The 24,906-nt window shown below is 38.5% G+C and carries 11 protein-coding genes; 5 read left to right on the top strand and 6 right to left on the bottom strand.

Going from position 1 to position 24,906, the window contains the following annotated elements; all coding sequences use genetic code 11:
- Window positions 1-184: 184 nt before the first annotated feature.
- The 4 genes from Q0V26_RS13185 to Q0V26_RS13170 all read right to left on the bottom strand — a co-directional run bounded on the left by Q0V26_RS13185 (window position 185) and on the right by Q0V26_RS13170 (window position 5,371).
- A complete protein-coding gene (locus Q0V26_RS13185; RefSeq protein ID WP_297482258.1) occupies window positions 185-931 on the bottom strand; it encodes a phosphatase in 747 nt (248 codons plus the stop codon).
- Window positions 932-943: 12 nt separating this feature from the next.
- Window positions 944-3,073, bottom strand: a complete 2,130-nt coding sequence (locus Q0V26_RS13180; RefSeq protein ID WP_297482254.1) for a GNAT family N-acetyltransferase — start codon at window positions 3,071-3,073, stop codon at window positions 944-946.
- A 101-nt stretch (window positions 3,074-3,174) separates the two neighbouring features.
- Complete coding sequence (locus Q0V26_RS13175) at window positions 3,175-4,149, bottom strand: ParB/RepB/Spo0J family partition protein (protein WP_297482250.1); 975 nt, start codon at window positions 4,147-4,149, stop codon at window positions 3,175-3,177.
- Between the two features lie 7 nt (window positions 4,150-4,156).
- Window positions 4,157-5,371: an AAA family ATPase gene (locus tag Q0V26_RS13170; RefSeq protein ID WP_080156500.1), complete on the bottom strand. Its 1,215-nt coding sequence runs from the start codon at window positions 5,369-5,371 to the stop codon at window positions 4,157-4,159.
- A 1,336-nt stretch (window positions 5,372-6,707) separates the two neighbouring features.
- Here Q0V26_RS13170 and Q0V26_RS13165 point away from each other — a divergent pair.
- On the top strand, window positions 6,708-8,708 hold the full coding sequence (locus Q0V26_RS13165; RefSeq protein WP_297482246.1) for a replication initiator protein RctB domain-containing protein: 2,001 nt from the start codon (window positions 6,708-6,710) through the stop codon (window positions 8,706-8,708).
- A gap of 185 nt (window positions 8,709-8,893) precedes the next feature.
- On the top strand, window positions 8,894-11,122 hold the full coding sequence (locus Q0V26_RS13160) for a patatin-like phospholipase family protein (protein WP_297482243.1): 2,229 nt from the start codon (window positions 8,894-8,896) through the stop codon (window positions 11,120-11,122).
- A 368-nt stretch (window positions 11,123-11,490) separates the two neighbouring features.
- Here the strand turns inward: Q0V26_RS13160 and ptsP are convergent, their stop codons facing one another.
- A complete protein-coding gene (gene ptsP, locus Q0V26_RS13155) occupies window positions 11,491-13,986 on the bottom strand; it encodes a phosphoenolpyruvate--protein phosphotransferase (protein WP_297482240.1) in 2,496 nt (831 codons plus the stop codon).
- 28 nt (window positions 13,987-14,014) lie between these two features.
- A complete protein-coding gene (locus tag Q0V26_RS13150) occupies window positions 14,015-14,332 on the bottom strand; it encodes a PTS fructose transporter subunit IIB (RefSeq protein ID WP_065193308.1) in 318 nt (105 codons plus the stop codon).
- Window positions 14,333-15,204: 872 nt separating this feature from the next.
- On the opposite strand from Q0V26_RS13150, the gene Q0V26_RS13145 reads away from it, so the two are divergent.
- From Q0V26_RS13145 to Q0V26_RS13135, 3 genes are all read left to right on the top strand, one after another.
- Window positions 15,205-17,730 (top strand): GH92 family glycosyl hydrolase, encoded by a 2,526-nt coding sequence (locus Q0V26_RS13145; protein WP_297482228.1) that lies wholly within the window; start codon window positions 15,205-15,207, stop codon window positions 17,728-17,730.
- 260 nt (window positions 17,731-17,990) lie between these two features.
- Window positions 17,991-20,903: a GH92 family glycosyl hydrolase gene (locus Q0V26_RS13140; RefSeq protein WP_297482225.1), complete on the top strand. Its 2,913-nt coding sequence runs from the start codon at window positions 17,991-17,993 to the stop codon at window positions 20,901-20,903.
- Window positions 20,904-21,288: 385 nt separating this feature from the next.
- On the top strand, window positions 21,289-23,964 hold the full coding sequence (locus Q0V26_RS13135) for a molybdopterin-dependent oxidoreductase (protein ID WP_297482222.1): 2,676 nt from the start codon (window positions 21,289-21,291) through the stop codon (window positions 23,962-23,964).
- Window positions 23,965-24,906 lie beyond the last annotated feature (942 nt).

Raw genomic sequence — 24,906 nt, 5'->3', positions numbered from 1 at the left:
GGTTGTTGGCTGTGGTTGTTGGCTGTGGTTGTTGGCTGTGGTTGTTGGCTGTGGTTGTTGGCTGTGGTGGTTGGCTGTGGTGGTTGGCTAGAATTATAATATTTACAGTGTAAATTAATATGACGATTTACACTGTAAATATAATTAAGTATCAGTTTACACTGTAAACCAAAACATTAGCTGATCACCATTTATGATTTTCATATTGTTCAGCAACAGACTTTCCACGCTCAGTTAAGAATGCTAAGAATGTTTCAGGGCATTGAGTCACAATTAATTCCTGTGGAAAATCAACATGTGCTAACAAAGTCTTAATGCTTGAGAAGTTACCAACATCCGCCGCAAAATGAGCATCAGACCCTGTCGTAATTCGAGCCCCAAGTTCTTTTGCTAGTGCAGCAATATCTTCACATCGAGGTGCACTACCAACACGAGAGCGGCCCAATGATGAGTTATTGATTTCAACTAACACATTATTCTTAGCGGCAGTACGAATAACGGTTTCAAAATCGAAATCATAATTAGGATTTCCAGGGTGACCGATCGCATCAACCACGCCTGACTGTATTGCATTAATCAATGCTTCAGTATGATCACTTTTCGTCATCGGTTTAAAAACGGGCTCATGCAAACTCGCTATCACCCAATCTAATTTCGCTAAAACGGTATTATCAAGATCGACCTCCCCCGCAGTATTCTTGATATTTGCCTCAACACCACGTAAAACAGCGACACCTTCAAGAAATCGAGGAAGTACACGTTGATTCGCAAAATACCAGAAATGAGGAGCACCAGGCATTAAAGAAGCATGGTCAGTATTACAAAACATTTTTAATCCCTTTGCCGCAGCAGCTTGGGCATTTTCAATGATTGTACTATAAGCATGACCACTGGATAATGTATGTGTATGAGTATCAACTTGAATTTGCATAATGAAAAACCTCTAATAAACTTGAGAAGATAAAGAATAATAACGAGCAACTATATTTCGTAAATGCTGCTGAGCAACTTTATGACTGGCTAAATGATACCGCTCCCCCACCGCTGACCAAGTTTGTTTTTGCAAAATCTTAGCTACCGCAAAGCCGACATCATCATTCCAAGCACAATCATCTTGCAACAAATACTGTGAGAGCCAGCTTTCAAGACTAGCAACCACGACATCATAACCAAGTCCACCTTGAATAAAGGTTTGTAGCTGATGTTCAATCTGTATCTGTGATAAGCCATAATTCAATGGTTGCTGAACATTTTGAGAATATAATTTAAAAAACAATTGGCTATCAAGCTGACTAAATTGTTCAACTCGCTGGCAAATAAAAGATGCACTGAACAAAGCAACCGCCTCATCAAACCATAATAACGCAGCACTTGATAACGGTTTAACAAACAATAAAGAATGGAGACCACTCGCTGCATCTTTAGTGATTCCTAACCGCAACGGCCGTAATGAACAATGACACCAAAAATCCACAAGCTCATTAGCCGCACCGAAGCTTGTACCGATATAGTCAATGTTTTCATTCTGTGCTTGTTGTAAAACAGCGTCCACCAAATGGGTACCAATACCTTGTTGTTGAAAACTATCAGCAACAGCAATACGTAATATACGATAACAACACTGCTCGGCCGCAATCGCATAACCTAGATGAGCCGCTAAGGATTGAGCCAATAAATGCCCTTGTGGACGACGTTTACCTTGCATCACTAATTGTGCAAGTTCAGCATCAAATCCACCTTCTTTAGACACAACACAGCAACCAATAATTGTCTTAGCTTGTAACGCAACAATCAGTGATAGCTCAGGATCATCTAGCAGTTGTTGAATATCATTGGGTGAGGTTTGGTAATGGGCGTTAATCAATAAACCAAACAGTTGGTTTAATAAGTTTTCATTAGCCGCTAATTCAGAGGTCGGTAACACAGAATATTCAATCGCAGCGACATCAGAACCAACATCAAGCACAGTACAATTCGGGGCTTCGGCGGATAATAACAACGCTTTAAAAATCCAAGCTTCAAGCGGATCGCCTACAGCCCAGCGAATAGGTTGTTCTAAATGATAACTGCGCCACTGTGGCATTTTAATTGTTAATTGTTGTTTGAATTTAATTTCAAACCCACGCCCAGTGCCTTCATAACCATGAATAGTCGTCGCAAAAATTAATCGATTATGATGAGAAAGTAACGCCATTAAGATAGATGCTGGAATAGCGGCAGCTTCATCCACCATAATAAAATCAAATTCTGATGCGCGGTTAACTATTTCATCAGCGGCTACAAATTCTAACTGGCTAGCGCCAAAATGTAATTGATGTCGATGTGGTTGTTGCGCCGTTGCTAAGCGTAATTTAGCAAGTTTAAATACCGTATCCGCACAAGCAAAAGAAGGAGCCGTAACAGCGATTTTAATTGTTCGTGTTTGTAATAATTCAGCAGCAGCAATACCTAGCGCCGCCGATTTACCTCGACCACGATCAGCAGACAACACTAATGGACGTTTACTATGGCCGGTCACAACTTTAATAATCGCATCCACTGCGTCTGCTTGGCCTGCGGTTAAACACCCTCGTTGAACATTAGCATCCGTAAATATTTGAGAAGAAGGTAAGTCATCAGGTATTACAGCTAAAGATAATAACTCGACAGGTTGTGACTGCTGAATAAGCATAACCTCAGGCTCTAAAAACAAACGACCTAAACGATGATAAAAATGAGAGCTAATATTAGCAAGTCGCCATGTTGGTGGCGTAATAATAACAAGAATACCCCCACCTTTAACGGTGCCAGAAAGTGCACCGAGTGTATTTGCATTCAATCCATCTAATGCGTTGATAGCCACCATATCAAACTCTTGCCCAAGCCATTGCTTTGACTGTTTAAGAGATGAAGACACAAATGACATTGGCACATTATCCCCAGCCCATAATCGTTGTGAAAAGTGCTTACCAATAACAGTTGCCATTGTCGTTGCCCATTCGCAATCGCCTTCTAAGACAATTAACTGACGACAAAAATGGTGTGATAATTGTTGCTGAAGTTGAGCGAAGAAAATATCTAACTGCGCCGACATAAATAGATCCATAAATAAATGACCTACAGATCATAACACAGCCACAACAGGCATAAAAAAACCACGCATAATTGCGTGGCTTTTATTAAGTAAAATAAACGTTACTTTAGATAATCATTTAAATAAGCCAGTACATCATTGATTTGACGATCACTCATCTTTTTCAATTTAAGCTGTAACTTATCACCATCACGCATATAAGAGACTTTACCCTTAATTAAATCTTGCGATGTTGGCTTCTCAATCACTGTCTTAGGATGTAACTGCTCACCTAATTGTTCTAATTTACCTGTTACTTCACGCGTAATACGGCTAATGCCTTGTGCGTTAATCGTCTTCCACAATGATGCATTATCACCGCTCAAATCAGCAATCATGTGTTGCTGTTGTTCGTGATTTAAACCAAAGAAAATACGGTGAAGTTTAACAATAGTAGGACGACCAAGTTCACCCACACTAGGATAAGCCATCAATAATTCCATCGGTAAACTTGCAGCTTTTAGTGCACCACTCACTAATGCTTCACTACACTGTAAATACTTAGCCAGTTCTTTTTGATCAGCAACTTTGCCAGTATCTAACAGCGACTGCATTTCTTTACCACGTTCAAATAAAGATAATGGCTTATGCGCGTTCGCAACATCAGACAAAAATTTCGCATGCTCAGTATTGATGCCTTTAGCGACATAAATTAAAAAATCTTTATGAGCAAGAATACAAGACATGCGACGACGACTACCGTCTAATACTTCAATACGACCATCATCAAGCCAACGACCAACGGCGGGATATTGCTGGCCACGATCTTTTAACGTTACTAAAATATCAGCAAGAGCATGCTCATTTAAAAAAGCTTGCTCACGCGCATTTTCAGCAAAAACGATCGTTTGTGTGCTGATATCATCTGCGTTTACTTTTATTAATTCAAAAGCAACAGTATCTTCGCCAGCAACAGCTAATTCAATCACAGCAGCTTTATCACGGGCTGCTGTTTGTGCTTCTGTAACATTGGTCGCACGACGTTTATCGGCTTTACCAAACAAACGTGCATTAAGATCTGTAGTTTTAATTGCCATCTGTCAATTACTCCTCGTTCAAGTTTGCCCAGTGGCTATGCATAACACGTTCTAATTCAAGACCAACACGCTGAATGGCTTCTTGAGCCGTAGAAAGGGTCTTCTTACCGCCCTCAAATTCAGCCGCAGTAAGGTCAAAAACAGTGCTATAAGTGTCTGCACATGTCTCAAAAGCGCGGCTTCGTGGTACTGTCGCCATCATTACTTGCTCACGTAACAAGTAATTCATTTCGGTTAATACTGAAACTTGCTTTTTATTATCGTCTTCAAACATCGTTGGCATCAGACGAATGAATTCTAATCCGTGCCAGTCTTCTGGAAACATCTCATAAACAGTGGGTAAATGCTGAAAGAAGTTAACGGTTGATGCCCAGTCTAAACGTTTAGCAGCACAAGGAATGATCAACGCATTTGATGCATACATTGCATTCCAAACTAATGGATCAATATGAGGGCCCGTATCAATCATGATGATATCGAACTCATCAGCAATCGGATCAATCACTTTTTCTTTAAGTAAACGCACAATATCAAGATCTTGATTTACAGCCAAATCTTGCCATGCATCAGCATTAAACATCGCATCTTCAGGGAAAGCTGCAATTGTTTTAAGGTTCGGATATTGGGTTGGCATTACCACATTATCCATTACAAAATGCTTATCCGTTAACACACCTTCCGGCACGTTATCTAACATTACGTCCACAGCTGAATAAATAGTCTCTTGTTTACCTATACTAATCAATGGATTAAGAAATAAACGTAACGATCCTTGAGGATCAAGGTCAATAAGACAAATTCGGTAACGCTTATCTAAATCTAAGGCTAAACAAGCAGCAATGTGTACTGCTGTCATTGATTTTCCAGTGCCACCTTTCTGATTCTGAACATTCACCACCCAAGGTTTACGCCCTGCACCTTCACGTTGATAAAAAGCAGGCTTTTTTGCTGACTCCATCAACTGATGTGCTTCTTCAAGGGTAATTGAATAGTGATTTGCTTTATTTTTTGTAAATTGATGCCCAGTCGCTTCCATACGTGAAATTGCATCATCTAACTTGCGACGAGTTAAACCTGAGCGCGTTTCCATTAATGCTTTTGACATTGGTGGAAAAACTTCCTCGCGACGCTCTTCCAAAACAATTTCAATACGATCCGCTTGTACTTGTTTAGTTTGCTCTGCAATGTTGAGCAAATTTTGTATCGTCTGTTCCCTATTCATTAGTACTCTTCGCCATGATAATAGACTGCCTCTATTGTACAATAAAACACACTGTAAACAATAAAAAGCTGAACAAAAACATGTGATACTAATCGATACTAAAAAACATCGATTAATGCAAAAAGCATAAAAAAATAAGGTTTTTAGACTTCAATCTACTCAAAAATCCAACCTAATCTACCTCATTAAACCCATTTCGTAAAACTGTTACAGCGTCACAAGTTTACAATGTAAATTCAACTTATCTGCATTATTAGCGGAACAATGAAAAAACAGTCATAATTTACGGATAATGTCATTTCAATATAAAAAAGAGTCGATGAAAGATTTTGTTCTATTTGCTAGTGAAATCATCCAATTTCATTAGTAAAAAGTAAAAAAAAGCAAAATAACACTAAAAACAACCTGAAATCATATTCCCTCAATCCTTAGAAGCTTACTGTCACTTGATCATTGTTCCCATGAAAAAAACAAAACATGAAACGATGATCAAGCTGAAATAATCACGGCAATAGATCTGTAAATCGAATATTTAGACTTACTTAATAGCGGAAAAATGATCAAGATGAAGTTCAATGATCGCAATAATAGAGCCCACACCACGGAAGCATGTAAAATAGAAGATAAATTACGGAGAACGCTGATTCAATAAGGGCTGCGACGCGTTAGTGAATCTCTAAAAATCACTCAACAACGACTTAATTATCGAAAGAAGTCAAATTGAAATACACTAAACCCATGGTGATCATTGATCCAATGGCGGATACATGACAAATCCCCGTCTGTTTACGTTGAATGTTATTTCAATTAAGTGTCAATTCAACTAAAAAAAAGTACTCGCAAGAAATAATACAAACATAAATACTTCAAAAAACTTGAAAACACGCCAACATGATCATCTTTCCAGTGAAAAATGCCACTGATAACACAGAAAAGGACGAGCAACAGCAATAAATACGCGCTCTCACATCTCAGTTGTGGATAACTTTGTGGAAAAGGTGAGAATCAATGATGATCATGCTTTCAATATTATTATGATCATCTTTTCGGCTTTATAATGATCATCTTTCCAATGCTGCTATGATCATGCTTTCTCGCACTATATGATCATGTTTCTGTACTTTTGTTGATCATCGTTCCAATCACCCGTAAAATAATCGTTTTTATAAACAGCTAGTTATGCCAACTTTTCTCACCTGATCATTAGATCATATAATCAATAAGATCAGATTTAATCATAAAGATCAGTTTTAAAATCTTTAAATAAAAAACTTTCTTTATTGATCTTTTTCTATTAATCTCTACGGAAAGATGATGCTTCTACGGCTAATGACAAATGAATTCCGTTCGAAATACTAAAAAAAATCCGATTGATAAGATATTGATCGAAGCACCAAGATCACACAAAGATGGCCATTTATTTGTGATCCCTGCAAATTTGGTTGATTGGTTACCCCAATACCAACATTTTAAAGGTGTAACCAAAAGTATTATCGAGCTGTTGAATTTAATTTCATTACGTGGCTTATCAACCCAAGATGGGATGGTTTCAACAACAGAGCTAATTGAAGCAACAGAAGGGCAATTAACACGAGCAGCCATCCAACAACGCTTACGTGCTGCTGTAAGTGTGGGTTTGTTTAATCAACAACCAGTACGATTTGAAGAGGGTCTTGCTGGTAAAACCATGTTGCATCACTTTATCAATCCAGCGTTACTTATCTCTCAGTTGGGTACAGGTAGTTTATTATCCGATCAATTTAAACAACGTGAAAAACAAAAGCGTTCTAAAGCATTAGCTCAAAATCATGTTAACCGTCGCTTATTGACTGAATATGGTTTAGGTACTCCGCCTTCGATGCCTGATGAAGCGGATCAAATAGTAGTATCACCAACAAGTTGGGCTGGTATTATCGATCAAGCTTTAGCGCCACCACGGACAAAGAAAAGTTATCAAAAAGCAATGGTTGCGATTAGTGGTACCAAAGCGATCATTGAAACACGATCTTCAAAATCGATCATGACTGTTGATGATCTTATGACGTTATTTGCGTTGTTTACGCTAACCGTACAATATCACGATCATCATCTTGCGGATTATGAGATCCAACTCCGCTCAATGGCAAATAAAACCCCTGTTTATATCACTGATATTTTAGCTTTACGTGGTAAAAAAGACAGTGGCCCTGCTCGTGATTCTATTCGCGAAAGTATTGATCGTATCGAATTTACAGATTTTCAGCTGCATGAATTAACCGGTCGTTGGCTGAGTGAAAATATGCCAGAAGGTTTTAAAAGTGATCGGTTTAGATTTATTGCTCGTACGATCACAGCATCAGAAGAAGCGCCTCAAGAAGGTGACGATGGTGAGATTCGCATCAAACCTAACTTGTATATTTTAGTGTGGGAACCTTCCTTTTTTGATGAATTACTCACCCGTGATTATTTCTTCTTGTTCCCACCAGAGATTTTACGTCAACATACTTTAGTGTTTCAACTGTACACATTTTTTAGAAGCCGCATGTCACGTCGCGTTGTTGATTCAATGCTATTAAGTGAGTTGAATCAAAAACTTGCTAGAAATATTGAATGGCGTCGTTTTTCTTCGGATATTATTCGTGAATTAAAGAAACTGGCAGAAGGTAAAGTGACCGAGACTATGTTTGCGGTTAATTTATGGGGCTATCATTTAACGATTTCGGCTGATGATGTTGATAAACGTTATACGGATTATCGAATAGATATTAAATCCGATGCTGAAGAAGTTATTCGTTATTCTCGTGCGAAAACCACCAATGAAGGCAAACGTAATATGGCACCAACGATGCCTAATCCATTACGTAATGAAATCATGCCTAAGCAAGCATTAGATCAACTATCAGCGATCATTGATGGTGAATTTGAACCTATCCAGCGTAAAGAACCTCGTCCTCGAGGGCGGTTAGGACGTCGTATTAAGCTGCGTAAGCATTTAGTTGAAATAAATGCAGATGAACTTACTATCGTTTTATCTAAATATACCTCTTCTGAGGCGCTACAACGCAGTATTACGGCGTTGTCTGCTATGACTGGTCATCCAGCTACTACGATTACAGAAGAGTGTCAGGGGTATTTAGAGAAGCTTGATTGGCTTCATGTCGCAGGGGAGCGCGTTAGTTATGAAACGCTTAGTAAAACGGTTGAATTATATAATAGTCGCCAAGACGAACGCCATTTATCTATTGAACGTTTAATTTCAGGCTTAGCAGTTCGTAGAAAAGTATGTAAGTTGGTTCATGAAGGTCATATAACCGATCAAGTATTAACTGCCTTAGATGATGTTGCTAAAGGAATTTAAAAGCAAATAGTGACAGTTGAATAGAGAAAGAGCGTGTTTATCGACGCTCTTTTTGTTCTAATACAGCTACGGGTTAACATGTAATACTTTGATGTGTATTACGTTATAGTAAGTATTATTGCTAGCGGAGTTAGACGATGTTGTTTAGTAACAAGAATTTTAGCAGTGTTTTATGTTGTATTTTTATGGGTACATCAACTGTTAATATCTATGCTGCAACAGCTGATCGTCCTGTTATTGAGCGTCCTAAAATTGCAGTAGTTCTTAGTGGCGGTGGTGCAAAAGGTGCGGCACATATTGGTGTACTTAAAGTGCTAGAAGAAAATCGTATCCCGGTTGATATTGTTACGGGTACGAGTATGGGAGCTTATGTTGGCGGTATGTATGCCATGGGGCTTTCTGCACAAGAAGTGAAGCAACAGACGTTTAATATAAATTGGAATACTGGTTATATCGATCGTGCTAGTCGTAATGATCTTTCGTTACGAAGAAAGAAACAAGGTGATAATTATCAATTACATACGGATTTAGGATTAGACATTAATGGTGAGTTTAAATCTCGTCCTGGAGCATTTCAAGGTCAGGGGCTTGCTATTATTTTACGTCAACTTACTGCTAATTTACCAGCATTAAATACGTTTGATCGGCTTGCTATCCCTTATCGTAGTGTCGCGACTGATATTACGAAGGTAACCCCTGTTATCATAAATTCTGGCCATTTAGCCACTGCCATGCAAGCTTCAATGACCGTTCCTGGCGTATTAAAACCAGTTCATTTAGATAATAAATTACTTGTTGATGGTGGGGTCGTTAATAATATGCCTGTTGATGTGGCAAAGCAGCTTGGCGCTGACGTTATTATTGCGGTGGATTTACGTGATAGTCTAATGCCTAAAAAAGATTTAGACAGCGCTTTAAATATTGTGTCACAGTTAACGACATTCATGACTAATGCCAGTGCAGATTTTCAAAAAAGCTTAATGAAATCAAGTGATATTTATTTACAGCCTAATGTATCTTTTATGAGCGCCGGTGATTTTGATAAACTTGAACAAGCTTATCAAGCTGGTCGAAAAATAGCACTTGCATCACTACCTCGTTTATTACGCTATCAGTTATCACTATCAGAATATGCTGAATATAATAAGCAGAAAAATATTCGTCGAGCAAGGTTATCCGCGAATGACTCTTATTTTATTGATGATATTGAAATTATCAATAATACTAAGTTACCAGATAAAACATTATTAGCTCAATTAGAATTAAAAACAGGAAAAATAATTTCTAATAATGAATTAGAGCAAGCAGTAAAACGGTTACAAAGTGAAGATATTTATGGTCGAATTAATTATTCAATAAAGAAAAAAAATAATAAAAATATTCTTGTTATGGATATTAATGAAAAATCGTGGGGGCCGGGATATTTAAACTTCACCCTTGCATTTGAAGATGATTTTAAAAGTCGTTCTGATTTTTCTTTTGGCGCACAATATGTTTATACTGATCTTACTGATAAAGGTGGTGAGTGGTTACTTGAATGGAAATTGGGTAGTTGGAAAAATATCACGACTGAATTTTATTTCCCTATAGATTATCAACAACATTTCTTTACTGCATTTGGCGCTGAGTTCAGTAATGAAATTCGTCAATTTGATAATTTTACTTATGATAATTCAGACGAAGAATTAAAAAATGTTGATGCTAAATATAATCAAACAAGTGCTTATATAAAAATGGGTTGGAATATTAAACCGTGGGCAGCATTAACTTTAGGTTATAAAGGTCAAGCTGGAAGCATTTCGATACCTGCTCTTGATCGTAAAGAAAACTACGATTTATATGGGCCATATTTAGATCTTACTTATGATGATTTAGACAGCTTTTTCTTTCCATCTTATGGTTCTTATTTTAATAGTGAAATTGGTTATAGTAATACTTTACGTCGACCTGATTTTGGTGAATCAGAATCAGGGGATACAGTATATTATAATATATCTATAATAAAACCGTTTACATATGATAAGCATACCGTTGTAGCTACTATAAAAACGGCAGGTTCAGATGCAGATAATTTATTGCCCATTTATGCGCAAGATCTTGGTGGATTGTTTAATTTATCAGGGTACCACCACTATGAATTAAATGGCCGTTATAGTGTTTTAACTAGCTTGGTTTATCGTTATCGAGTTATTGATAATAACTTTGGGGCAATTAAATTACCTATATATCTTGGTGGATCGCTCGAAAAAGGCGGAGTTTGGGACCGTACTTCAGCCATGAGTTGGGACAGTGCTATTACTGCGGGCAGTGTGTATGTTGCCGTAGATTCTATTTTAGGTCCTGTTTATTTAAGTTATGGTCAAACATCGACAGGGAAAAGCTCATTTTATCTTTCATTAGGTGGAACACTATAAAAATAGAAAAGCCTCTTAATATAAAGGGTAAGAAGCTAATTAGAACATTAATTATTTAGTATTCCCTATGCTCAATATTATGTGAACCACCAAACTGATTAGGGAAATCATTTTTACACTTACCTTGGTAGAGCATAATGGCAAAAATACAGATAGCACCGATGATCATACGCGTAAAGGCAATAATATCACCACTGGCATTAATCTTACGTGAAAATAACCAATAAACGCTCTCTATGTTTAAATGAGATCTTGGTCATTTTTAGGTATTAAGCACAAAGAACAGGGGAGTTGATAATTTGAATCGAGGTTTAAAATGACAAAGCCCCTCAAGAGAGGAGCTTTATATTGATAAGCTTACGTTTAAATTATAAGCCAATCTGTTCAGTAATAATGGTAATAATGGCTTCTGGTGATTCAGCCTGACGTAAACTGTCACGGAAACTTTCATGAATAAGCTTACGAGCAAGCCCGGCAAAGATACGCATGTGTTGATCACCTTGGTCTTTGTTTAGGGTTAGCATGATAACAAAATCAACTTCACCAGAATCTGACATCCAATCAATCGGTTTATCGAGATGCGCAATACTGATACTAGAATGACGAATATGGTCAGATTTAGTATGTGGAATTGCAAATCCATGTCCTAAACCGGTAGAGAATACGGCTTCACGTGCCCAAATATCTTCCTCAAGCTTATACACTTCATCTGTACGGCCTTGAATACCCAAGTTACCAACTAGCGCTTGGATCACTTCTTCTTTGTTAGCAAAATCGGCGGCTTTAAATACACATTGCTGAACTAATATTGGTTTAACTTGTGCTTGGGCATGACGTTGTTCAAGTAATGCTTCAACTTCTTCAATGGTGGCGCACTCACATGCTTCTGCAAATAACGTTTGGCTGTCAGTAAAGTTGATCTCAGATAGTTGTGCTTTGGTCGCCGCAATTTTGGGTGCACTCATGCTTATTTCATCAAGACCTGCACCGACTAATAATGGTAATACTTTACTGTCTGCGCCAAGTTCACCACATAAGCCTACCCATTTACCATGAGTATGCGCAGTAGTAACTACTTGCTTCAATAAGCGTAAGAAAGCAGGGGCTAAGCTGTTATACAGTTTTGATACGCTGGCGTTATCACGATCAACCGCTAATAAATATTGGGTCATATCGTTTGAACCGATACTGAAGAAATCGACTTCTTTACAGAATAAATCAACAATAAATGCCACTGATGGGATTTCAACCATGATGCCCAATTGCAGATCAGCATCAAAAGCAATATTTTGTGCTGTCAGTTGTTGCTTAACGATTTCTAGTTGTTGCTTAACCCAACGGATCTCTTCAATGCTTTGAATCATCGGGATCATGATTTTGGCTTTGCCATGCACAGAGGCACGTAAAATCGCGGTTAATTGGGTATGGAACAGTGCCAAGAACTGCGGGTAAATACGTACCGCGCGGTAACCTAAGAACGGGTTATTTTCATGGGGTAGGGCGAGGTAATCAATGGGCTTATCGCCACCAATATCCATGGTACGAATGATCACTGGTTTACCATTGGCGGCGGTTAATACTTCACGGTAATGATTAAATTGCTCTTCTTCATCGGGTGCTTGCTGGCGATCCATAAACAGCATTTCAGTGCGGAACAGACCAATGCCTTCAGCCCCTTGTGCAAACGCATTATCCGCTTCTACTGAACAGGCAATATTAGCAGCGACTTCAATCGTGTGACCATCTTGAGTGGTTGCTTGCTGGTGGGCATACTGACTTTGCTGTTGTTTAAGTGTATTCGCTAATGTGATGGCACGATCGAAGTAACCACTAACTTCATTGCTAGGCTCGATAGCCAATACCCCTAACTGAGCATCAACATAAACATGATGATTTAATGCCGCCGCACAGTCTTTAATTTCAATCCCTGACAAGGTTGGAATATTAAACGCACGTGCCAAAATTACGGTGTGTGAAGTGCTGCCTGCATGGGTTAATATCAAACCTTGTAATAATGTTTTATCCAGCCCTAAAAATTGACTTGGGGTTAAATCGTTGGCGATCACAATACTTGGTAGCTGGAGTGAAAATGCAGTTTGGTTATCCAATACCGTTGGGTATGCTGCTGTTAATAGTTGGATTGATACATCTTTGATATCCAGTACGCGTTCGCGTAAGTAACTGCTTGCTGACTGTTCAAGTTGATGACACAGTTTTTCCATCACTGCCAAAATAGCATTAGCCGTTGAATGGGTTGCTAGCAGTGTTGTTACACCATCAATGAAACTTGAGTCGTTAATGATGGCTAAATGCGCACTAGTGATTTCTTGTTCATGGTGTGAACCATTAGCAATGGTGTTATTTAAGTGAGTACTAACTTGTGCTCGTGCTTGCTCAAAACGTTGGGCTTCATTGTCATCGTGAGTTGTTGTCGCAAATTGCTGTGGATCAATTTGGCTCATTGCAACGAGTACACCACAACCAATACCTGGGGCAAGACGTTTACCGGTGATCAAATGGGGCTGGTGGCGTAATAATGATTGCGGTAACACGATTTCGCTCTCATCCGATAACGTTTCTAATGCTTCATCACAATGTGGAAATTGTTGTTCAATGTAAGTTTGAAGGGTCTGACATGCTTGTTCACTGTCTGCACCATCAAAGCTTAAGGTACAGTTATCATTTAATAGCGTATCTGTACCCACTAATGCCAAAACACTTTTTGCATCACCTGAATTATTAGTGCGGTGATTGGTTAGCGTAATTTGACACTTAAACTGACGGCACTGTTGTTCTAAATGGTTTGCTGGACGTGCATGAATGCCATTAGGTAATACACATTTAAACTGAAATTGGTGAGTCATAAATAATACGCCTTAAATTTATTTAATGTTATTGGTGAGCTAACAACAGTTGCTGACATTGAGAAAAAATACGTCGTGGATGCTGCAATGCATCTTGAATAGAAACTTCTAGACAGCGATGTTTTGTAAAACGGTCACTCTGCTCGACATTAATATCGGCCGCGAGAATCACAATATCAGCACGCTCAACATCCTGGTCGGTGAGGCGATTTTCTACTCCCATTGCTCCTTGGGTTTCGACTTTTATTGTGATCCCGAGTTTTTTCGCTGTCTCAGTGAGCTTGTCGGCTGCCATGTAGGTATGTGCAATCCCTGTTGGACATGCGGTAATCGCGACAACTCTCATATGTCTCTCCTGCTGTTAGATAATGTAATGCTAGGGCAATGGCATAAATATAAGCAGTTAATAGAGAGCAAGATAGAAGAGAAACGACGCTTTTATAGGACATTTGTAACCGTAATAACCAACCGTGATAAGGATCTCATTGCATTTTTGGTGAATGTTCTCAGTAATGATTAGCATTTTTGTGCGTTGGGTGTTGAAAGGTAATAGTACTTTAATGATGGTTGGCTGCATTTATTAAGGGAAGAATGACGGCATTATTATTAATTGATAGTGCTTAGAATGTGGTGTTAAGAAGAAAAGATGAATAAATACAAGAGCGGTTGTCATCACGTAATAATAAAAAGGCAGCATGAGCGGGGGACTGCATGCTGCTAAAGGTCATTGTTCGGGAAAATAATGACAATATTTTATATTTTAAACGCTGGGTTAATTATTACTTAAATTAAAAATATAAATAGTGGATAAATATCACTTTAATAGCATTATTCTATCTAATCGTTTTTTATGTGATATCACGCAGTCTTCTTTAAATAATAATGATGATGTTTGATAATATATAAATTAAATATGGTCATTAATTCTATTTAAACAAAAATAGCAAACTGTGATATTGAGTCAAAATATCGCAATATAACAATGAGAGCCTACTCACAGCGATTAGGTGTTGTTACAAATATACAGTGAATGCGTAATTTATCCTATATCGCCATAATTCTTTATTTTTAATAATGCGAGTCAATAACTAAGTGAAATGACACTGAGTAAATAAAACGAATAGTGATTTTATTTAATCTTATTGATCCAATTGTTTTAATAATATCAACCTTGCTCAGTAAGAGTGTGGTGCAATTAAAAAATAGGGATAGAAAACCATGTTAAAACTGTCAATCGTCGCAGCAGCAATTGCTCTTTCTGTTGGTCTTGTCGGCTGTAATAATGATAATTCAACCCAATCATCAACGGATAAAAACGATAATCTGCCAACATTAGCGGTACTTAACTATGTTGATCCTTTGATTGGCACGGATGGTTTAGGCAATGTTAATCCTAGCCCTGTAACCCCTGAAGGTATGATCCAACCAAGCCCTGATAACTGGAATCCGACGAATTGGGAGGGGAAAGGATCACCATCTGATTATCATCACTATTTAAATCAATTATCAGGATTTAGCACCACCCATATTTCGGGTGCAGGTAAAGGGGATCTTAATGATTTTGCATTCTTACCTTATACCGGTTTTCACTCAACCGCTGTTACGATGGATAAGCAAACTGAAATATCAAAAGTGGGTTATTACGCGGTTGATCTTATTGAAACAAAAGTTAAAGCTGAATTAACAGCAACGGATCGAGTTGCTTTTCAGCGCTATAGTTTTCCAGCGGGTGTCGATCGTAAAGTAAAGATCGATTTACAACATGAGTTACTCGAACAATACGGTAATCACTCTCGCAGTATTTATTATAAAAAAGTGGCAGATAATGCTATTGCGGGGGCGCGTACCAGTAATGAATGGGGTCAGTGGCAAACGGTATATTTTTATGCTGAGTTTTCAGAACCGTTTAATGGTCACATGGCGTATGTTGAAGGTAAGCAAACGGCTGCAACAGAAGTTGGATTAGCCGATTATCAAGGTTACGGCGATAAACGTGATCGAGTACGTGATGTGGTGACCCACCTTAACTTTGGTGACGGTGATCAGCCTATCACGGTTAAGATTGCCATCTCTGGTACCAGTATTGATGGTGCGATGGCCAACTTACAAGCTGACGACAACGGTTATGATTTTGATGAGGTTGTGGCTGACAACCAACAGCAATGGGCGAAGGTGTTAAATAAATTCACCATTAAAGGGGGAACCCAAGCCGATAAGACCATGTTCTATACTTCGCTTTACCGTACTTATGTCGCGCCGTTTGTGTATCAAGACGTTGATGGTAAATACCGTGGTATGGATGGCAAAGTCCATCAAGCTGATGCCGATTTTACTAACTATTCAGTGTATTCTATGTGGGATACATTCCGCGCTGCTCATCCACTTAAAACCATTATAGATAAAGAACGTGCAATTGAATACGCCCATGATTTGATGAATAAATTTAAAACTGGTGGTGTATTACCTAAGTGGGAATTGCATTCTGATTACACCGGTGAAATGGTCGGTTACCCTGCGGTTTCTGTGATTGCCGATGTAATGGTGAAATACCCTGATGCTTTTACTCAACAAGATTTTGAATTAGCACTTAAAGCGGCAGATGTGTCAGCTAACTTTGATTTAACTATTACACAAGATTGGGTGCCTTATAAAGATGCGTGGAATGGTGATAAACGTTTTACGGTCATGACCCGTCATGGTGAATATGCTGAGCAACACGGGTATGTGCCAGCGGACGCTAAGAAAAAACCTCAAGATGGTGGTATCGCCCAAGATAAATACGATGAATTAGTCAATGAATCGGTGTCATACGGATTAGAAAATGCTTACTACGATTGGTGTATTGCCCAAATCGCTAAGTTAGCAGGTGATGATGCTCAATATCAACGTTATATAGAACGTTCACAAGCTTATAAGCCTTACTTTGATCTCAATAAGGCTGAATATGCTAAATACGGTGCAACTGGATTTATGCGCCCTAAAAATCATGATGGTTCATGGGTAAATAACTATCCATCATGTGCCATTGACGGTCAAGGCGATCCAATTACGCCGTTACCTGAGGGTTGTGATATTAATGATGCTAAATCATTTGATATTTTCTGGCCTTACCGTGCCGAGCATCGTGGTCAAGATTTCACGGAAGGGAATACATGGCAATGGAGTTGGTTTGCACCGCATGATATCGCTGGTTTAAAACAAACCATGGGCGGTGAGGCAGGTTTCTTACAGAACTTAGATGCGTTATTTACTGCAAATGATAAAGCCGATACCTCTCAAGGGGATATGACAGGTTATATCGGTCAATTTATCATGGGTAATGAACCTGATCATCACGTGCCATACTTGTATAACTGGACGGCAGAGCCTTGGAAAACCCAAGAATATGTCGATCAGGCGATGAAAAAATTCTTCCACCCAACCAAAGCGGGTTTAATTGGTAACGAAGATGTAGGTCAAATGTCAGCTTGGTACATTATGGGTGCATTAGGCTTCTATCAAGTGAATCCTGGCGCACCGATTTATACTATTGGACGACCACTGTTTGATGAAGTGAAATTTGATATTGATGACGGTCAATTTACGATAACGGCTGAAAATAATAGCCCTGATAATATCTATGTTGAATCGGTCACTATTAATGGAAAGCCCTTGGGTAATCATTATACTTTTGCTCATAGTGAAATTATGGCTGGTGGCGAATTACACTTTGTGATGACCAATAAAAAGCCAACAATTAAATAAATTAATATTAGTTATATTTGAAGCAGACAAAGTTGATTATATTTGTCTGCCTCTCAATACTGTTCGTTTCTTTATATCATTCATTGTTTAATCATCATTGATATTTACGTTTCAATATTAATTAAACGGTGGGTTTAAATTACATTGTTTTATTTATTTCTTAAATACTGTCTATTTCAGCGTGGTCGCTAATGGTTTTTTATTAATGACTATTAATAACAGTGTTAAAAAATAATATATAAATTAGAAAAGGATTTGAAATGAAATTCAAACGTACCCTACTTTCAATGGCTGTTATTGCTGCTACATTGGGTTTAACGGCTTGTGATGACGACACGCATAATATTGATGTTAATGTTACTGTCCCTGATGGTGATGGCACTCTTCCTCCTGTTGACGAAGGGGATAAGCCCGTTTGTCCACCGACTGGGGACGGTGATTGTGATGATAAACCGAGTACAGAAAACCCAGTTATTGATATGGGGGTTCATATTCCGGTTGATTTATCGGGCATGGATGTCACCCGCTACGTTAATCCATTTATAGGGACTGGTAATTTAGGTAATACTTACCCTGGTGCAACTACCCCTAATGGCATGGTGCAATTGTCCCCGAATAATGGCTCTAATGGCTGGGAGTATATTTCTGGCTATTATTATCATGACGCTCGTACCAGTGGTTTTTCTCATACTCATTTATCTGGCGCGGGGGCTGGGGACTTAAATGACATTCTGGTAATGCCAATTAACTCCCGTTCAGACTTTATGATCAATGAAGGTTCAGCGACCCTCAATTTAGAAGCATCCCATTTTAAACATAAAGATGAGCAGGCGACCGCGGGTTACTACAAGGTTGAGTTGCTTGACTATGACATTACTGCTGAACTGACAGCGTCTGATCGTGTTGGTGTGCACCGTTATACGTTCCCACGCGATACAAAATCTGAAATTATCGTTAATACCGGATTTAAGCTTAACTGGGATTACACTTCTGATTCTTTTATTCGTTGGGATAAAGAAAATAACCGTTTGATTGGCCACCGTTTATCTGATGGTTGGGCAGCCTCTCAGAAAGAATATTTTGTGATGGAGTTTGATCAACCGATCAAAAATGTCCGTTTTGCTTATTATGATAAAGAGACCAAACAATACGTTAATGCGCCAGCTGACTTTACTGAAATAGGGTCAATTAAAGGTTCTCAAACCTATGATGCCGTTAATGATCGTGATGTGTTTGGTAAATACCAATATGCTCGCGCTTATGTTGAATTTGATACTGAAAAACAAGGGTTAGCCGTTGAAGCAAAATTGGCGTTATCAAGTACTGCGATTGGTAATGATGGCACCAATAAAGCGCCATTAACGGGAGCGTTCTTGAATCTAACTGAAGTTGATAATAAAAACTTTGATGATGTACGTTTAGAAGCCACCAATGAGTGGGAAGCATTACTGGGTAAAGTAAAAGTTGAAGGTGATGAAACCTACAAGCAAACTTTCTATACTGCGATGTACCATGCTTTCCTTGGTCAAACAACGCACTCAGATATTGATGGTAAATATTACCGTGCATTCCAAGGTCGTAATGCTTATCCAAATGGTCGTCCATCTTGGGGTAAAGAAGCGCCATTAGTGGATGATGTTCGTTTAGCCGATGCCAACAATGATGGTAAGGCTGACTTTACTCGTTATGACACATTCTCACTGTGGGATACTTACCGTAATGTACAACCACTAGCATCAATCTTTACCCCTAATGCATTAGCGGATGTTGTGTTATCAATGCTTTCTTATGCAGAAGAAGAATTTACGCCTCTTGATGCGGCGGGTACTGCGAGCGAATCTCGTAAAGGCCGTTTACCTGAGTGGACATTTAAAGGTAATGAAACCGGCATGATGATGGGGATGCACTCAACCCCGGTTATTTATGATGTATTGGCAAAAGGCATCCTTGATGCGCGAATGACAGAACTTGGTTTTAGTCAGGCAGATCAAAATGATATTAAAGCGCGCTTAATTACCGCCATGGTAACGGATGCACGCGGGAAAACGAGCCAAGGTGTGTCATGGATTAAAGAATATGAAAAAAATGGTTGGGTGCCAGCACAGCTCCATGATACAGAAACGGACTCATACGGTAAGCACTCACCTTTTAAAGATTCATGGACAGCGTCATATTCACTTGAATATTCAATGAATGATTGGATGATTGCAAAATCCATTGCCTTGGTGTTTGGCGAAGATGATCCACGTTATACAGAATTTGCTAATCGCTCAAATAACTGGCAAGCACAGTTCGATTTTGGTGGCGAAGCGAATACACCGTGGAAAGGGTGGTTTAAAGCGCGTGATAATAATGGCCAATTTATTGATAAGAACTGGACAGATCCTGTAACAGGTGGAAATGCTGGTAAAGATTGGCGTCCTGACATGTTTAACTGGGCATTCTCAGAGTCAAACGGTTGGCAATACTTCTTTAGTGTACAACATGATATTCATGGTCTAAAAGATCTGATGACTCAAGCGGATCGTAAGTTTAACCCTGAAGCAAAAGAGGGCGAATTATTTGCTGCACGTTTAGATGAGTACTGGTCAACATATCCAGATCGTAATGCGGGTGATAACCAGTTCCCTGTCTTTAATACTGGTAACGTAGGTCAACATGTACAGGGTAATGAACCAGATCTGCATGTGTCTTATTTGTATAACTACGTGGGTCAGCCATGGAAGACTCAAGCGGCGATTGCAGCCTCAACCAATGTTTGTTACGACAATACTGCTGATGGTATTTGTGGTAATGATGACTTTGGTACGCTTTCTTCATGGTTTGTGTTCCGTGCGCTAGGTTTCTATCCAGTGAATGCAGGCAGTATTTATGAAATTGGTACCCCGATGTTTGAAACTGCTTCCATTGATGTGGGCAACGGACAGTCGTTTAATGTGGTCGCAAAGAACGTGAGTCGTGAAAATATCTTTATTCAAAACGCAACGTTTAATGGTAAGACGTTTAATCGTACCTATCTTACTCATGATGAGATTATGTACGGTGGTGACCTAGTGTTTACGATGGGTGATACACCAAATAAACAGTGGGGTGCTGCCGCTGACTCTACACCACCAGATACTGGAATTGGTGAGTTCTTACACGAGAAATCACTACCTGTTGGTGCTCGATAGAGAGTCATGCTTTTTTGGTATAAAAATTATTTATAGTTATTGTTCTTCAAATCCTACGGTTAACTACCGTGGGATTTTTTTATTCCTCTTTTTAATATTCAAATCATAATCAATATCAAAAATTTTATTGATTATGAATTCATTTATAGAATCAGTGTTTGTTATTTTAAGATTTATTTTAAATTGAAATAAAGCGTAGTATTCATGATGTATCCACATATATAAATAAAATAATAAAGCTATTAAAAATATTTGATAGATTATGCATTGTTAATAAGTATGATTGACGGCAAGTAATTTATTGTCATTAATAAGTATTGAGTTCAATGCGTTTAATGTCATTATTTTCAAGGCGCTTAGAATATAAATGGCAATTGGAGATATTATGCCTATTTCTCGTCGTAACTTTCTAAAATCAGCTATCGCCACGGCTATTGCAGCAAATGGTTTAACACTATTCCCCGCTAACTTTGCATTTGCTGATGATACAATTTTAATTCCTAGTGCAAGCCACTGGGGACCTTTCTATGGTGTAGTAAAAGACGGTAAATTAGTTGGTATTCAACCTCGTAAAGAAATTGATCCACTGCCAACTGAAATGTTATTAGAAGGTTTGTTAAGCCGAACTTACAATAAAACGCGTATCCAATATCCAATGGTGCGTAAATCATATTTAGAAAATTTAGGTGGTGACACAAAACCTGAATTACGCGGTAAAGAACCGTTTGTTAGAGTAAGTTGGGACACTGCATTACAATTAACAGCCAGTGCTATTCTGCATACAATTGAAAACAAAGGTAACCAAGGTATTTTTGACTCATCTTATGATGGTTGGTCAAATACTGGCTTATTACGCCCACCTGTTGTTCAAGGTCGTTTCTTTAATTTAATTGGTGGTTGTAGCACCACTATCGGTGACTATTCTGCGGGTGCTTCAACCGTTATTTTGCCGCACATTGTCGGTGATATGGAAGTATATTCACCACAAACAGCTTGGCCTGTTATTGAAGAAAACACTGAAGTATTTGTGTTAGTGGGTAGTGATCCTTGGAAAACCAATCGTGTTGAATTCCGTGTTGCTGATCATCAAATGCAAAGCCATTGGCTTAAGTGGAAACAAAAAGGGATTAAGTTTATTTCCATTAACCCTAAACGTACCACGACCGATCATAATTTAGACAGTGAATGGGTATCAATTATTCCAGGTACTGACACTGCACTATTTAATGCGATGGCTTTCCATTTACAAGATCAAAAATTAGCAGATCTTGAATATTTGAAAAAATATACTGTAGGTTATAATCAATATCTTGATTACTTATTAGGTAAACAAGATGGCGTAGCTAAAACACCTGAGTGGGCAGCTAAAATTACGGGTATTCCCGCTGATGAAATTAAAAAGTTAGCCGTATTATTTAAATCTAAAAAAACCCAAATTGCAGCAGGTTGGGCCGTTCAACGAGCTGATCACGGTGAGATGATCCACTGGTCGATTATTAACTTTGCAGCAATGGCGGGGAAAATTGGTAAACCTGGCGAAGGTTTTGGTTTTAGCTGGCACTATGGTAACGGCGGTATGCCACAATCAGGTGCATCATTACCTGTAACATTAGGTCAAGGCTTTAACCCTATTTCTGCTGGTTGTCCGGTTGTACTTCAGTCTGAAATGTTACGTAATCCTGGTAAGTCATTTACTTATAATGGTCAAACTTTAAAATTCCCTGATATATCAATGGTATATAACTCAGGTAATAACCTGTTCTCACACCAACAAAATCTTAATGCTTTAATCAAAGCAATGAATGACAAAGTTGAGACTTATGTTTGTCAAGATACATGGTGGTGTGCGTCAGCGCGATTTGCTGATATTGTTTTACCAGCAACCAGTGCTTTAGAGCGGGTTGATATTACTTCTGGTGGCACATACAGTAATAATAAAGTTTATGCTATGCAGCAAGTGATTGAACCTTATGGCGAAAGTCTAGATGACTATGAGATTTTCCGCCGTTTAGCGAAGATTTTCCACGTAGAAGATAAATATACTACGGGTAAAGATATGATGACGTTGCTGAAAACAGCTTATGAGTCATCAACGGCTGCGAAAATTAAACCGTTTGATGAATTCTGGAAAGATGGTGTTACTGTTATGCCAACCCCAGAAAAAGCAGATTACTGGCAACGTCATGGTGCATTCTATGATGATCCAGAGAAACACCCATTACATACGCCATCAGGTAAAATCGAACTATACAGTGAATCTATCGCTAAAATGAAGTTGGATGACTGCCCAGCAGTACCGACTTATATGCAACCGTTCGAGTTTTTAGGTAATGCTAAAGAAGGACAATTGCATATTTTGAGCCCACATCCTTGGATGCGTTTACACTCACAAATGGCAAACGCAGATACCAATAGTTATGAGTGTGTTGATGGGCGTCAGTACTTATTGATTAACGATCAAGATGCGCATGCTCAAGGCATTAAAGACGGTGATTTGGTTGAGTTACACAATGATCGTGGTGCATTACTGTGTGGTGCTAAATTATCAAAAGAAGTTCGTCGAGGCGTAGCATGTCTACATGAAGGCGCATGGATGCAACTTGATAAATTAGGTCGTTGTAATAGTGGTCAGATTAATATTATTACATCGGATCAATCATGTGGCGGACTAAGCCAAGGTACAAGTGCGAATACTTGTTTAGCATACTATAAAAAATGTACCGATCCATGTTCACCAAATAAAGCCTATGAACCACCAATGATCGAACAACTAACAGGGCCAAATGATGGTTCTATTTTGCCTATGGTTGATCTTAATATCGATGGCCGTATTGCATTGCTTCATAAAGCGAATGCAGGTAAAAAAGCACCGAAGATCAGTCGTGGTCAAGAAATTTTCTATGCAAGTTGTACTATGTGTCATGCGGCACCTAATCCATCAGCACATACTCGTGCACAGTGGGAAGGGATCACACAAAGTATGTTCCCTCGTGCGGGTTTAAATGCCGCTGATCGTAAACTTGTTTTAGAATATTTAGATAAACACGCGGCAAAAGCGTAATAAATTTAGATTAGGTATTGATTTTATATGATTAAAATCCGAACAACTCAATGGAGTGTTCGGATTTTTTTTATAAAAAAACGCAGATTATGAGGCCAATGCCACAAAATAAAACAACCGATATTGTTAAGCCTTATGATTCATAATAAGTTTGTTTGGCTATGAAAATCTTGTGCCTCGCTAAGTTAATCCTGAACAATTAGCTTACGAGGCAGTCCTTATCTTCGATTTCATTTCCCGTTTCTCTTCTCAAAATAACAGCGTTTATTAACGCTTATCCTAGTGACTATCTGGTTTTTTATCAGTTAATATTCCAATTATCAGAACTATCTTATTGAATTAAATAATTTTAAGCTATGGGGTTATTAGTAATTCTGCCGCATTATTATTTCATCTTTTTTGTGGCGTATTTGCCATCAAATATTCGCTGGTGGATGATGTGATTCTTACTGTTAGTGCTAACAATACGAATGTGCCTCCAGCGCTAAAATGTATAAAATTATGCGATTAAAATTCGTTAAACGAACATTCCCTTAGTGAATAAATACCCTCTTAAGGAATAAAAAAGGCGAACAAAATTTGACAACTATTATTAAATAATTGTCGTTCTTATTCTCTTTTGCCGAAAGGTAACATCAAATGATGCTTAATTGACTGAGGTGATTTTTGATTAATAACAATAAACTTGCTCTGGGTTGTTATCTCTGGCAACAGCAAGTGGCACCATAAATGCGGCAAAACAGACGATTCAACACTAAATATTGGTGATCGAATTGAAGTGCGATCTGAAAATGCAGATCATGATATTAGCGACTTAAGTCGAGCGAGACGAAACTAACAGACACTATTAGCGGTATTGGTGTTTTTGAGCAGGAATTTAAAGCTGAATCAGAAAAAACACGTCACTTATATGTTGGTATTAAAGCAGCTTTAGACAATGGC

This window comes from uncultured Photobacterium sp., assembly GCF_947039875.1.
In the GTDB taxonomy this organism is placed as follows: Bacteria; Pseudomonadota; Gammaproteobacteria; order Enterobacterales; family Vibrionaceae; genus Photobacterium.
This window is presented reverse-complemented; position numbering and strand designations above follow the sequence as displayed.

Coding starts and splice junctions, on each gene's coding strand:
- Q0V26_RS13185 (WP_297482258.1), bottom strand. CDS start 931: ATGCAAATTCAAGTTGATACTCATACACATACATTATCCAGTGGTCAT.
- Q0V26_RS13180 (WP_297482254.1), bottom strand. CDS start 3,073: ATGTCGGCGCAGTTAGATATTTTCTTCGCTCAACTTCAGCAACAATTA.
- Q0V26_RS13175 (WP_297482250.1), bottom strand. CDS start 4,149: ATGGCAATTAAAACTACAGATCTTAATGCACGTTTGTTTGGTAAAGCC.
- Q0V26_RS13170 (WP_080156500.1), bottom strand. CDS start 5,371: ATGAATAGGGAACAGACGATACAAAATTTGCTCAACATTGCAGAGCAA.
- Q0V26_RS13165 (WP_297482246.1), top strand. CDS start 6,708: ATGAATTCCGTTCGAAATACTAAAAAAAATCCGATTGATAAGATATTG.
- Q0V26_RS13160 (WP_297482243.1), top strand. CDS start 8,894: ATGGGTACATCAACTGTTAATATCTATGCTGCAACAGCTGATCGTCCT.
- ptsP (WP_297482240.1), bottom strand. CDS start 13,986: ATGACTCACCAATTTCAGTTTAAATGTGTATTACCTAATGGCATTCAT.
- Q0V26_RS13150 (WP_065193308.1), bottom strand. CDS start 14,332: ATGAGAGTTGTCGCGATTACCGCATGTCCAACAGGGATTGCACATACC.
- Q0V26_RS13145 (WP_297482228.1), top strand. CDS start 15,205: ATGTTAAAACTGTCAATCGTCGCAGCAGCAATTGCTCTTTCTGTTGGT.
- Q0V26_RS13140 (WP_297482225.1), top strand. CDS start 17,991: ATGAAATTCAAACGTACCCTACTTTCAATGGCTGTTATTGCTGCTACA.
- Q0V26_RS13135 (WP_297482222.1), top strand. CDS start 21,289: ATGCCTATTTCTCGTCGTAACTTTCTAAAATCAGCTATCGCCACGGCT.